General features: G+C 61.4%; 10 protein-coding genes and 1 pseudogene. 7 read left to right on the top strand and 4 right to left on the bottom strand.

Annotated features, from left to right (window positions below):
* Positions 1-35: 35 nt before the first annotated feature.
* From LOC54_RS00745 to der, 7 genes are all read left to right on the top strand, one after another.
* A complete protein-coding gene (locus LOC54_RS00745; protein ID WP_279311908.1) occupies positions 36-326 on the top strand; it encodes a hypothetical protein in 291 nt (96 codons plus the stop codon).
* A 45-nt stretch (positions 327-371) separates the two neighbouring features.
* Positions 372-788, top strand: coding sequence for a hypothetical protein (locus LOC54_RS00740; protein ID WP_279311907.1), 417 nt, complete (start codon positions 372-374; stop codon positions 786-788).
* 133 nt (positions 789-921) lie between these two features.
* Positions 922-1,932 (top strand): LLM class flavin-dependent oxidoreductase, encoded by a 1,011-nt coding sequence (locus LOC54_RS00735; RefSeq protein WP_279311906.1) that lies wholly within the window; start codon positions 922-924, stop codon positions 1,930-1,932.
* Positions 1,929-2,444, top strand: coding sequence for a DUF1543 domain-containing protein (locus LOC54_RS00730; protein WP_279311905.1), 516 nt, complete (start codon positions 1,929-1,931; stop codon positions 2,442-2,444). Before LOC54_RS00735 ends, LOC54_RS00730 begins: the two co-directional genes overlap by 4 nt.
* A 165-nt stretch (positions 2,445-2,609) precedes the next feature.
* Entirely contained in the window at positions 2,610-3,305 is a 696-nt protein-coding gene (locus tag LOC54_RS00725; protein ID WP_279311904.1) for a hypothetical protein, read from the top strand.
* An 8-nt stretch (positions 3,306-3,313) separates the two neighbouring features.
* On the top strand, positions 3,314-4,735 hold the full coding sequence (locus tag LOC54_RS00720) for a PQQ-like beta-propeller repeat protein (RefSeq protein ID WP_279311903.1): 1,422 nt from the start codon (positions 3,314-3,316) through the stop codon (positions 4,733-4,735).
* Between the two features lie 49 nt (positions 4,736-4,784).
* Positions 4,785-6,221 carry a ribosome biogenesis GTPase Der gene (gene der, locus LOC54_RS00715; RefSeq protein ID WP_279311955.1) on the top strand — a complete coding sequence of 479 codons (1,437 nt, stop codon included), beginning with the start codon at positions 4,785-4,787 and terminating at the stop codon, positions 6,219-6,221.
* An 18-nt stretch (positions 6,222-6,239) separates the two neighbouring features.
* Here der and LOC54_RS00710 read toward each other — a convergent pair whose 3' ends face one another.
* From LOC54_RS00710 to LOC54_RS00695, 4 genes and pseudogenes are all read right to left on the bottom strand, one after another.
* A complete protein-coding gene (locus LOC54_RS00710) occupies positions 6,240-6,983 on the bottom strand; it encodes a hypothetical protein (RefSeq protein ID WP_279311902.1) in 744 nt (247 codons plus the stop codon).
* A gap of 2 nt (positions 6,984-6,985) precedes the next feature.
* Complete coding sequence (locus tag LOC54_RS00705; protein WP_279311901.1) at positions 6,986-11,518, bottom strand: AAA family ATPase; 4,533 nt, start codon at positions 11,516-11,518, stop codon at positions 6,986-6,988.
* A gap of 23 nt (positions 11,519-11,541) precedes the next feature.
* Positions 11,542-12,165, bottom strand: coding sequence for a thioredoxin domain-containing protein (locus LOC54_RS00700; RefSeq protein ID WP_279311900.1), 624 nt, complete (start codon positions 12,163-12,165; stop codon positions 11,542-11,544).
* Positions 12,166-12,577: 412 nt separating this feature from the next.
* Positions 12,578-12,725 (bottom strand): annotated as a pseudogene (locus LOC54_RS00695) (IS5/IS1182 family transposase); the annotation flags it as partial.

Raw genomic sequence — 12,725 nt, 5'->3', positions numbered from 1 at the left:
CCGGTTCCATATCGCAGAAAAGGGAATTTCTTTCGATGTCGGCAGATAAAATCAAAAAAGACGTGAAGAACAAGGCTGAAGGCGCAGTGTCCTCTGCGAAGGATGATTTCGAGGCCCTGCGTTCTCAGTTCGAGAAATTCCTCTCCACGCATGTTGCCACCGGTCTGGATGACGCGGCTGCAAAAGCGACGGAAGCTGTTGCCAATGCGCGCGAAGTGGCTGACACTCAGGCGAAGAATGTCTCGACGAAAGTTGTGAAGAAACCGCTTCTGTCGATTGCCCTTTCCGCTGTTATCGGCTTTGTGGCCGGGCGTCTGACGCGCTGAGTCGGTGGGGCGAAGGGTCGCAGAGCAGAACGAAGAACGGGTCATATGCGTATTATTGAAGCAGGGCAGAGCACGCTCGGGGCTCAGGGTGAACTTCTGAAATTCAGGGCTGCGAGAATCGGTCGCCAGGTGGCGTTCCTTGTCGTGGCTGCTGTGTTCGGATTTTTTTCCGTGATTACGGGGCACTTCCTTGTGTGGGCTCTGTTCCGCTACGAATTTGGCCTCGGACCGGTTGCGGCTCCGCTGGCCGTGTTCGGTCTTGATATTCTGATGGTCCTGTTTTTTGCCTTCCTCGGTCGTCGCTCCTTTATCCGCCCGGGCGAGCTGGATGCGATCATCCGGCTGGACCGCAGCCGTGCCGAGCTGCGTCAGGCTCTGACGTTCGGCACGCTGACCACGCTGATTGCCGGGCCAATCGGTCAGGCTCTGTGGAACCGGACATTCGGTCGCAAGAAGCGCTGATCCGTCCGGTCAGGCACGTGTTACGGGAAACCCGCTCTTCTTCGGAAGGCGGGTTTTTCTTTTTCAGGAGCTGTTACGGCCGGGTTGAAAAGGGGGGTGGACGATCCGGCTGTAATCCTGTGAAATTCCGGACATGATTCCATTTTCTGTTCTTGATCTGTCGCTCATCACGGATGATGGCGATGCGGCGGCGGCGTTCCATCATTCGGCTGATCTCGTCCGGCATGCGGAGCATCTCGGGTTTGCGCGCTACTGGGTTGCCGAGCATCACGCGATGCCGGGAATCGCGTCTGCTGCGACCAGCGTTCTGATGGGATATCTTGCCGGGAAGACGCAGAGCATCAGGGTCGGTGCGGGCGGTGTGATGCTCCCCAACCATGCGCCGCTGGTGATTGCCGAGCAGTTCGGCACGCTGGCCACGCTGTATCCGGGGCGGATTGATCTTGGTCTGGGGCGGGCGCCTGGCAGTGATCAGACCGTGGCGCGGGCGCTGCGGCGTCAGGCGGACACGCATATGGGTGTCCATGAGGATCGCTTTCCACAGGATGTTCTGGAGCTTCTGGACTATTTCGAGCCTGTGCGCCCAGGGCAGCCCGTGGTGGCCATTCCCGGTGTGGGATGTGATGTCCCGGTGTGGCTGCTGGGATCTTCTCTTTATTCGGCGCGGCTTGCGGCGGCTCTGGGCCTGCCTTTTGCCTTTGCCTCTCATTTCGCACCACGGATGATGGATGAGGCGGTGTCGCTTTATCGGCGGGAGTTCAGGCCTTCACGCTATCGCACGGAGCCGCATCTCATGCTGGCGATGAATGTCGTTGCAGCGGACACGCAGGCGGAGGCCGAGCGGCTGTTTACCTCTCATCAGATGTATTTCACGGCGCTGAGAAGCGGTCATCCGCGCCCCTATCCGGCGCCTGTCGATCCGGCTGAGCTGAAATGGACGGAATTCGAGTGCGCGCAGATCGACGCCGCGCTGTCCTGCCGGGCAGTCGGGGAGCCGGCTGAGGTTTCGAAGATTATCCGCAGTTTTATCGGGCATTATCGTCCTGATGAACTGATACTGACCGCCCCGGTTCATGATCATCAGGCGCGGCGGCGGAGTCTGGAGATTGTGGCCGGTATCCGGGAGGAGAATGGTCTTTCGTGAAGAAGCTGTTCGTCTTCTGTCTTGGCGGGTCTGCACCGGGGGCGAATGTTGAGGTGCATGACATTCAGTTTGCCGTGGCGGAACGTCCGGAAGATGCCTGGCCCCGGCTGGCGGAACGCTGGTTCGGGACGCGTGAGTCCCTGCATATCGATGGCTGGGGCGTGCTGGAGCAGGCGGACGGATACGGAATAACGCTTTCGGACCAGCCTCCGGCCGGGGAAATGAAGCTGTGGTTCGTCAATCTCGGAGCCTATGCCGACGGAAATCTGGGGGAGGAACATGCGAATGTTTTCCTCGTTGCCCGGACGGCTGAGGAGGCAAAGGCCAGGGCCAAGGCGGAGTTTCTTCAGGGGCTTTACAAACGGCACCGGGACAATCTGCGGGAGATCACGGCGGATGCGGATGGCTGCCTGCTGCTTGATCAGGTGGGGCCCTCCTATGTCCATCTGGTGCCCGGGGGCGGGACCGGAGAGGCATTCCGGGCGTGCTGGCAGGGATATCAGCCGATCTGAGGCGGATTTTCCGGCTGTTTTCCGGTATGATCCTGTTTGCCCGCAGGGTGTGTGCTCTGTATGGTCCCCTCACGAGGAAATCCCTGTCCTTTAAGGGGTATATCCGGGCTTGTGCCGTTGCCTGAGCGGTGAGACAAGCGGGCGGAGACAACAGAGGCGCGCGCAGTGGCGACAGATCTTTTCGACGAGGTGAATGAGGATATCCGGGCTGAGCGGATCCGTAGTGCCGCACGGCGCTGGGCCTGGGTGGCCGGAGCCGGTCTTGTTGTGGTCCTCGGCTGTGCAGGGGCGTGGGAATACCATGTGTCCCGCGAGAATAAGACGGTTGCTGCGGCCTCGGCTGTTTATATGAAGGATGTCCGGATCACGGAGACAGCGGTCGGATCAAAAGCTGAGGACGTGCCGCTGACGCAGGACGAGCAGGCCGGGCTGAATTCGCTGAAATCCCTGGCCGGGTCCGCACCTCATGGCATTGCAGTGATGGCGAGGATGCAGGCGGCGTCTCTGTCCGCGCGGCACGGGGACGTGAAGGGTGCGCTGGATCTGTGGGATAAGGTGTCGTCTGACAGCAGTGCGGAGCAGGGACTGCGCGATGCAGCTGCGCTGTTCTGGTGTCAGTGGCAGATCGATTCGAGTGATATTCCCCGGCTGCGGTCGCGTCTGATGATTCTGACGGGCAAGGACAAGCCTTGGGATGCCCTGGCCACGGAGAGCCTCGCGATCCTTGATCTGCGCGAGAATCACATCGCGGATGCACGCAAACGTCTGACGCGTCTTACGAACGATATGAATGCGCCTCAGAGTGTGCGGGGACGGGCCGGTTCACTGCTCAATACCCTGAACGACGGGAAGGCGGGATAATTCAGGACATGTCACAGATCATGCCAGATAACGGATATATCTCTTCCGGACCGGATCGGATTTCATCCTCACGGCGCAGTGTGCTGCGTCTGATGAGCACCGCTGCGGTTCTGCCGCTTCTTGATGCGTGCGATGATGACGAGAAGAAACCCATTCTTGCGGGACACCGGACGCCGGTGCTTGCGACGCGTGAGGGTCTGACGGTTGAGGCCGGAAAGTCCCCGCCTCCGGTTACGGTGCCAGTGGCGCAGACAGTTAGCAACTGGCCGCAGTCGGGGCGTCTGCCGTCTCATATCGGTGCGAACTATGCCTGGCCGGGACAGCAGAAACAGCTCTGGTCCCGTTCGGTCGGCGCGGGTGTGTCCGAGCCGGATCTTCTGGCTTGGGCGGCTCTGGGGTCCAGCGGGCGCGGCGTGATTCAGGCGGCTCCGGTTGTGAGTAACGGCCGGATTTTTACGATGGATGCAGCGGGCCTGGTCCGTGCATGGACCTGGCCCGGGATGCAGCGGCTGTGGCAGATGCGGCTGAAGCCGAGCAAGCTGCGCTCCTCCAATCTGGGCGGTGGTCTGGGTGTGGACGGGGATACGCTCTACATCGTGGACGGTGTGGGCCAGGCCATCGCGGCGGATGTGGCGACGGGTAAGGAAAAGTGGCGGGTCGATATCGGCTCTCCCGGGCGTTCCGCTCCGACGATCGCGGAGGGGCGTGTCTATCTGGGAACGATCGACGAGCGTTTCTTTGCTCTGGATGCCGCGACCGGAAAGCAGGTCTGGACCTTTGCGTCCATGCCGACGGACACGGTGACGTTTGGCCAGCCTGCTGCGGCTGTCGTGGACGGTGTGGTTCTGGCGGGCTTCGGTTCGGGTGATCTGGTGGCTCTGCGTGCGGATTCCGGAGAGGTTGTCTGGAGCGATACGCTGGGCAGCATCAACGGGCAGGCTTCTGCGCTGGATTTCGCCTGTATCCGCAGTATGCCGGTTATCGTGGACCGCACGGCCTATGCGATGAGCGTGTCCTCCGTGATGGTGGCGGTGGATATGCGGTCCGGCCGTCGTCTGTGGGAGCGGGCCATTGCCGGGCAGAACGCCATTCTTGCCGTGGATGAGTGGCTTTTTATCATCACGCTTGGCCAGCAGGTTGCCTGTATTGACCGGCTCAGCGGGCAGATACGCTGGCTGACCCAGCTCCGTGCCTGGGAAAATGTGGATTCACAGAAAGGGACGGTGACGTGGACAGGGCCGGTTCTTGCCGGGGGCAAGCTGGTTGTCGTGAGTTCCCTTCCTGAGAACGGGATTGCCACGCTTGATCCCTCGACCGGAAAAATTCTTTCCATCGGGCCGCTGAGCAGCCCCGTTCCGGTGCAGCCGATCGTTGTGGATGGCCGGCTGCTCCTGCTTGATGATGCCGGGAATCTGTCTGCATATGGCTGATCATTCCTCCCGCTCCGGCCGTTCGTCCGGAAGCCGCAAGCGGACGCCGATGCGTCCGGTTGCGCCGTTGCCTGCCTCTGATCTGCCGACCGTGGTGATTGCCGGTCGTCCGAATGTCGGAAAATCCACGCTGTTCAACCGCCTTGTCGGGCGCAGGCAGGCGATTGTTGCTGACACGCCTGGCGTGACGCGTGATCGCAAGGAAGGGCAGGCGGTTCTGTTTGGCCGTGCGGTGCGTGTGATCGATACGGCGGGTCTGGAAGAGGCCGCGCCTGACACGCTGTACGGCAGGATGCGCGTATCTTCGGAACATGCCGTGACGGCTGCGGATCTTGTGCTGTTCTGCATTGATGCGCGCGCGGGGATCACACCGGTTGACGCGCATTTCGCGGCTTGGCTGCGGCGTCAGAATCGTCCTGTCATGCTTGTGGCTAACAAGACTGAGGGCCGCGAGGGTGCTGCTGCGGCCATGGAGGCCTTCTCGCTCGGGCTTGGTACGCCGGTTGCGATTTCCGCCGAGCATGGCGAGGGTCTGTCGGATCTGATGAGCGAGATCCTTGATCGTCTGCCGCCCGAGCCGGAGAGCCCGGCTGCGGAGGATGAGGAGGAATTTTTTGTATCCGAGGAGGCTATGGAAGAGGGGCAGGAGGTTGTTCTGCCTCCGCGTCCTCCGGGGCCTCTGCGGATTGCGATCGTCGGTCGTCCGAATGCCGGGAAATCGACGCTGATGAACTGCCTTCTGGGCGAAGAGCGTATGATCACCGGCCCGGAACCCGGTCTGACCAGAGATTCCATTGCGGTGCGTCTGCATGACGAGCACGGTGAGATTGAGGTTGTCGATACGGCGGGTCTGAGGAAAAAGGCGCGCATTGCCGAGCATCTGGAGAAAATGTCCGTTTCCGCGTCGATTGAGGCGCTGAAAATGGCTGAGGTGGCCATTCTCGTTATCGACGCGACTCTGGGTGTGCATGAGCAGGATCTGCAGATTGCGCGGCTGATCGAGAGAGAGGGGCGGGCCTGTATCCTGGCGCTCAATAAATGGGACGCTGTTGAGGACCGGACGAAGACGCGGCAGGAAATTGCGGATCGTATCGAAATTTCTCTGGCCCAGATGCGTGGCATTCCGGTAGTGGCGTTTTCGGCCCGGACCGGGGCCGGAGTGCACAAGCTGCTGCCTGCGGTACGGTTTGCCTCAGAAGTCTGGAACGCGCGTGTGCCGACAGGCGAGCTGAACCGCTGGTTCAGTGAGGCTCTGGAGCGTCATGCGCCGCCGCTGGTGAACGGACGTCGCCTGAAGCTGCGTTATGTCACGCAGGTCAAGAGCCGTCCGCCGACTTTCGTGCTGTTCGGAACGCGCGCCGAGCTCCTGCCGGATGATTACCGGCGGTATCTGGTCAACGGATTGCGGGAAACATTCAGCCTGCCGGGAACACCGATCAGGCTGCAGATGAGGGGTACGAAAAACCCCTATGCCGACAAGGACTGATCAGGGGAAGGCGGCGTTTCAGTCCGCCGCCTCTTCTGTCATCATCGAGTTGATCTGCCCCGACTGATCCGTAACGATGATATCCACCGGACGATTCAGCAGCGCTGATGTTTCCAGCGAGGCTGGGGGAAGGTCGGAGGCATCTGCGATTACGGCATCGGCATCGCGATGGGCTTTGGCGAACAGGCTTGCGGGCGCGCTGGCCGGCAGCGTCACGGCGTAGGGGTGTTTCCCGGCCAGAGTGCGGGCGTCTTCCTCTTCCTTGCTGGAGCTGACGGGAATTCCGACCAGGATACGCTGATCAGCTTTCATTGCATCCCGTGCGTCCTGTCTGTCATCTGCCATCAGGATGACACGGTGACGCATGCCTTCTTTACGGATGATATCCGTGACAGAGGCAGGGGGCACGTCGTTGAGCGACAGCATGACAAGCGAGCGTGCCATACGTGCGTTCTTCAGTGCGTCCCGCAGGGGCATGTTGTCGGGACCGGCAATGACAGAGCCGTCCTTTGCTGCCGAGAGCTCAAGCCGGACCATATCGGGATGCGGATTCTGCGGGGTATCACCGGACATACACAGGAGCAGCCCGTGATGAATACGCCTGAGCACCGTATCTGAATGGATATCCTTCCAGATTACGGCTCCGGTGGTCACGCCGAGGATGGTGAGGATAACCGCGCATTTTCCGGCCTGCCGACGGAAGAAACCGGGCTGAAGCGGAGGTTTGCCGCCCGTGGAAGACTTTTCATCGTTACCGGACATTCTCAGATAGTCTCCCCTGCGCCCCGGATCTGTCCGGCCATCTCGGAAGCGCGTTCAAGATCAACCGACAGGACCCGGCTTACGCCACGTTCCTGCATTGTTACTCCGTAAAGACGATTCATATGAGCCATAGTGAGCTGATGGTGGGTCACCACAAGAAAACGGGTACCGGCTTCTGCCGCCATATCCCCGAGGAGTGCACAGAAACGCCCAACATTCGCGTCGTCCAGCGGTGCATCCACCTCGTCCAGTACGCAGACCGGGGCCGGATTGCAACGAAAAACAGCGAAAATAAGCGATAAAGCAGTCAGCGCCTGCTCTCCGCCCGACAGAAGTGACAGGGTTGCAAGCTTTTTTCCGGGCGGCTGGGCATAGATTTCCAGACCCGCCTGGAGCGGATCATCGCTGCCGACCATTCCCAGATGTGCCCGTCCGCCGCCGAACATTCTTGAGAAAAGTGTCTGGAAATGGTGATCAACCTGCGTAAAGACCGCCATGAGTCTCTCACGCCCCTCCTTGTTCAGGGAGGTGATGGAGCCGCGCAGGCGTGTAATGGCCTCCTCAAGCTCCGCATGCTCGCGGCGGATCATATCGATCCGGGTTTCCGCTTCCGTGACTTCCAAATCGGCACGGAGATTGACCGGACCCAGTTCGTCGCGCTCCCGGACCAGCCGGGCGATCTTGCGCCGCAAACTGCTTTCGGCTGAGTCCGACAGGTCCGTTACGGCGACACGGGGAGGTTCGGGGGTTTCGGCAAGAAGCTGATCAAGAATGGCGCGGGCCTGCTCACTTCGGCCTTCCGCGCGGACCAGAGCCTCCCGGGCTTCGGCAAGAGCGGCTTCCGTGCTGCGCCGGGCGTTCTGCGCGTCTGTGACGGCTTTTTCGGCTGCGTCCCGCTCCTGATCGGCCGTGCTGAACAGCGCCTCTGCCTCAGCCAGCTCGGTCATTCCGGTTTCCCTGCGCCTGCGGGCGGCTTCGGGCTCGGAGGAAACGGCGCTGTATTCTGTGGTGACAGCATCAAGCCGGGTGCTTGCATCCGTAAAGCCCTGTTCAGCGGCCTGCATGCGCGGATGCCACTCGGCCTGAGAGGCCAGAAGGGCATCGGTTCTCTGCTCAAGCGCGGTTTTTTCCGCGCTGAGGGCCGCGCGTTCCTCACGCAGGAGATCGACCGTGAGGGCCAGTTCCTCGCTGTCGGCTCTCATCTGCGCGGTCTGCTGCAGCACCTCATCCGGCAGGACGGCGGCAGCGGCCCGTGCCTGTGCGGTTTCGAGCGCGGTCTGGGCTTCATTGAGATCGGTGACGGCAGACTCGCGGCGGGATTCCAGCGCGCTGATCTGTGTTGTCAGCTCCATGATCCGGTTGTGCAGACGGGTGGCCTGCTCTTCTGCAGACCGGAGGTCGGAGCCGGTTTTTTCCGCTTCACGTGCAGACCGGGTGACAGCTTCCGCAGCCGTTCTGACCTGCTGTTCTGCCTGTTCGAGGGTGCGGGCAGCCGAGGCCTGATCCGCCGTCGCGACAAGGGCAGCCTCGGCATCTGCGATGGCGGCCTGTGTCTGCGTGGCTTCCTCATCAAGGCGTGCCCGGTCGGGGAGAAGCGTAGCCAGCCGCGTCTGTGCCGCGTCGTGACGGGAGCGAGCCTCCTGCAGCACCTGGCGGGCCTTATCGAGCGTCTGTTCAGCGATCTTACGCTGCTCACGCGCAGCGATGGCAGCAGTCGCAGCCGTGTGCTCACGGGCCTGGGCAGCTTCGAAACGTGTTTTCAGCTCACCAGGCTCAGGGATGGCCTTGGCTGCGGTTTCGGCGGCTTTCAGCGCTTCCCGTGCGGCTGTCAGGCTGAGGGCTGCACGCGCGTATTGCGGCTGAACGGTATCGAGGCGTGCCTGTGCGGCTGCATGACGCCGGGAGATATCGGCCTCCCGGACGCGAAGCCGGGAGAGCGTGCTTTCAGCCTCGGTTCGTGCAGTGCGTGTGCTGCGGACGGATTCTGCGGCCTGCTCCGCCTTCTGCCCTGAATTTTTTGCGGTTTCTGCAGCTGTGTCCAGTTCGGTGCGGAAGGCCGCAAGCTGCTCCTCCGCCTCGCGCAGTGCACGTTTTCTTGCGAGACGCAGGGCGGTGGGATCTGGCTGTCCGGCAAGAATATGCCAGCCATCCCAGCGCCAGAGCGCGCCGTCGCGTGAGACAAGACACTGCCCGGGCAGCAGGCGCACCCGGAGAGCCTCACCGGCTGCATCATCCTCCACCAGCCCGGCTGCATTCAGGGCGGCGTTGAGGACGGGCGGGTGTGTGATCAGTGATGCAAGCGCGATCGCACCTTCGGGAAGCGATCCGGCAGGGCAGCCTTCTCTCCATGATCGTGGGGACCGAGGATCAGTCGTGCTGTCGCTGCCGGAGAGTCCTTCTCCCAGGGCTGCAGCAAGAGGAATTTCCAGGCCGTCCGGAATCGTCAGCGTATCGGAGACGGGGGCTGTGCTGTCCTCATCGTCTCCGGCCTGAGCAAGCCCTTCGATTCTGGCTGTGACGCGGGCGATTTCCGCCTGCAGCGCCGTGCGGGCGGCGGAGGCGGCTTCACTTTCGGCCATTCGGGCAGCGAGTGCAGTCTCGGCGGCCTCAAGCGCGGCAACAGCCGCTTCTGTCGCTGCTTCCTGCTCCTTACGGGCGGTTACGGCCGCAGAGAGGTCTTCGTCAGGGACGGCCTCCTTCCGTGCGGCGGCGAGATCCCGTTCGAGTGTGGCGGATTCCTGACCGGCTCGCACCAGCGCTGATCCGGCCGCCTTTACGGCGTCTTCTTTCGCGGCGCGAAGACTGTCGGCTTCCTGAAGCCGCCCCCGCAGATCGACGAGTTCGGCTGTTGCCGCAACTTTTTCAGCTTCTGCGGCTTCTGCAGCCTCTGTTGCACCGGCGCGGCCGGAAGCGGCCTGCTGCAGTGCCTCCTCCAGTCTGCTGAGATGATCTTCGGGAACCAGATCGCGCTCGGCCTGAACGCATCTCTGCTGCACGGCTTCTCTGTCACGGGAGAGAGTGCCGTGGCGCTGGCGGGCGGTCTGCAGGGCCGTCTGCAATTCACGATGACGTGCCGATACAGCTTCCAGATCGCTGCGGGCGACGGACAGGGCAAGACGGGCTTCTGAATGCTGGCGGTCTGCTTCCGCGGCGGCGCTGCGGGCCTGTTCAAGCGTCTGCTGCAGCCGTGCGACGTCCTGACGCGCCTGGTGCAATGTTTCTTCGGAAGGCAGTGCCTCACGTCGCTGAGTGAGATCTGCGTCCAGCTCCGCCAGGGAGGCGGACAGCCGTGCGTGGCGGCTCTGTGCGGTCTGAAGTTCTGCCTCTGCCTGCTCCTGACGAAGTCTGGCAGTCCGGGCTTCGGTCGTAAGCCGCTCCAGACTTTCATTGAGCGTCTTCAGTTCCCCGGTAGCGTCAGCCAGTTTCCGCTCATTTTCCGCCTGTCGCTCTGGCAGTGTTGTGAGCTTTTCCGCAACGTCCTTCTGCTCGGCCTCTATACGCGTGAGAGCGGTGCGGGCGTCTTCCAGACGGGCAGCCGCATCATCACGATCCCTGCGATTCTGTTCGAGGCGCAGGGAGACAGCCTCTGCTGCTTTAGCCGCGCGCGCTTCTTCCTGAGCAACGGTTTCCGCCGCGATACGGCGGCGTTCGAGCATGGTCCGGGCTTCGTCCGCACGGGCACGCAGGGCCGGGAGGGATTTCGTGGCCTCGAATTCGCTGATGACGGCTGTTTCGGCTTTTTCTTCCGCATCAGTCAGATGAGAGCGGGCCTGTGTCGCGATTTCGATGGTTTTTGCGACGGCAGCCCGGGCGCGGGCGTGGAGCAGGGCCAGAAGCAGATTTTCCGATTCGCGCAGACCGGATGAAAGTTCCCGATACTGTGCGGCCTGACCGGACTGTTCCGTCAGCTCCTCAAGCCGTGCTTCCAGCTGGGTCCGCAGGTCTTCGGCACGGGTGAGATTGGTTTCCGTCGCGCGCAGGCGCAGTTCGGCCTCATGACGTCTGGCGTGCAGACCGGTGATGCCCGCAGCTTCCTCCAGAATCGAACGGCGCTCTTCGGGGCGTGCGCCCACCAGGGCTGCGACACGGCCCTGGCTGACCATGCCGGAGGACCGTGCGCCGGAGGACAGATCGGCAAACAGGGTCTGCACGTCACGTCCGCGAACGGCCCTGCCGTTCAGACGATAATCGCTTCCGGAACCGCGTTCGGCACGGCGGGTGATTTCCAGTTCATCGGCTTCGGCAAATGCGCCCGGGCCGAGACCGCGCGCTTCCCTGAGGGAGAGTGTGACCTCTGCCAGATTACGGGCAGGGCGGCTGACCGTTCCTGCGAAAATCAGGTCGTCCATTTCTCCGCCGCGCAGGGAGCGGGCGTTGCTCTCGCCCATGGCCCAGCGCAGAGCTTCCACGACATTCGACTTGCCACAGCCGTTCGGCCCGACGATGCCCGTCAGGCCCGGAAGAATATCGACGTTGACCGGATCGGCAAAGCTCTTGAAGCCCGCGATGCGGAGACTGACGAAATGTGCGGTCATACCGGAAAAAAGAATACGGCCGGTCAGCCTGCGGCGGCTTCGTTCACCTTTTTCTCGAAGCTCGCAAAGGTCAGTTCTCCGTCGCGATAGACTGTGTTGTTAAAGCGGAAAGTCGGGGTTCCCGTGATGTTGTAGTCCTTCTCCGCCTTTTCCATTGTGCTGGTGATGGCGTCACGAAGGGCAATGTTGTTCACGGCACGGTCGAACTGATCGGCGGACATACCGGCGAGGGCGGCAAGCTGGCGGATCTGCTCCTGATGATTGACGTTTTCCGCGAAAGCCCAGCGATCCTGAGTTGCGAGCAGGGAGGAGATGAACGGCTCGTACCGGTCTTCCGGCAGGCTGCGTGCGACCTGGGCGGCCATCAGAGCGATCTGGTCAAGCGGGAAATCACAGAAAACATAGCGGATACGGCCTGTATCGATCAGCTTTTCCTTGATCTCTCCGAATGTCTCATTCGCGAAGCGCGCGCAGTGCGTGCAGGTCAGGGAAAACCATTCCTCGACTGTCACTTTTGCGCCGGGATTGCCCAGGGCGCGCAGCGGAACACCCTGTCCGGTACCGGCAGCCATGCTTCTTGCAGGCAGAAAGGGCAGGGCAGCGGCAGGAAGAACAGCAGACAGCAGGACGCGGCGGGAAAGCGACATAGGGAACCGAACTCCGTCATATCTCGGCAACAGTGGCCAAGACATGACCTCCGGGGAAGTGAGGCGTCAAGGGCAAACGGGAACAGAGGCAGATATATAAAAACCGCCCCCGGAAAACCGGAGGCGGTTCTTACAGACATAATCCGGCCTGAACTGGCCGGCTTCAGTCAGACAGAGCGGAAGGGCATGCTGGCAATGATGCTGCCGATGAGGGCACCTACGGTGTGGGCTGCTGCAATGGCACCGAGGAGTAGCAGTCCACCGCCGATGACTTCACTGGTTTCGTCGGAAGACTGCTTACGAATCCGCGTATTCTTTAATAAAAAATTTGGGATTTATATACCTGTGTGACCCAATCGGTAAAAAGTTACATATCCCATTGATATACAATAAATAAACCAGAGTTTGTGTGTTAGGTTTTGTTGACAAAAGACGGTAGCCACAATTTTACGGCTGCGAGGTTAAGAAAGGCGAGAAACGATTTTCTTGTCTTGTCATAGCGTGTGGCGATACGTCGGAACTGCTTCAGCCTGTTGAACATCCGCTCGATACGATTGCGA

This window comes from Acetobacter sp. AN02, from assembly GCF_029759835.1.
In the GTDB taxonomy this organism is placed as follows: domain Bacteria; phylum Pseudomonadota; class Alphaproteobacteria; order Acetobacterales; family Acetobacteraceae; genus Acetobacter.
This window is presented reverse-complemented; position numbering and strand designations above follow the sequence as displayed.

Bases quoted from the DNA above. Each gene is read 5' to 3' on its own strand.
- LOC54_RS00745 (WP_279311908.1), top strand. From the start codon at position 36: ATGTCGGCAGATAAAATCAAAAAAGACGTGAAGAACAAGGCTGAAGGC.
- LOC54_RS00740 (WP_279311907.1), top strand. From the start codon at position 372: ATGCGTATTATTGAAGCAGGGCAGAGCACGCTCGGGGCTCAGGGTGAA.
- LOC54_RS00735 (WP_279311906.1), top strand. From the start codon at position 922: ATGATTCCATTTTCTGTTCTTGATCTGTCGCTCATCACGGATGATGGC.
- LOC54_RS00720 (WP_279311903.1), top strand. From the start codon at position 3,314: ATGTCACAGATCATGCCAGATAACGGATATATCTCTTCCGGACCGGAT.
- der (WP_279311955.1), top strand. From the start codon at position 4,785: ATGCGTCCGGTTGCGCCGTTGCCTGCCTCTGATCTGCCGACCGTGGTG.
- LOC54_RS00710 (WP_279311902.1), bottom strand. From the start codon at position 6,983: ATGTCCGGTAACGATGAAAAGTCTTCCACGGGCGGCAAACCTCCGCTT.
- LOC54_RS00705 (WP_279311901.1), bottom strand. From the start codon at position 11,518: ATGACCGCACATTTCGTCAGTCTCCGCATCGCGGGCTTCAAGAGCTTT.
- LOC54_RS00700 (WP_279311900.1), bottom strand. From the start codon at position 12,165: ATGTCGCTTTCCCGCCGCGTCCTGCTGTCTGCTGTTCTTCCTGCCGCT.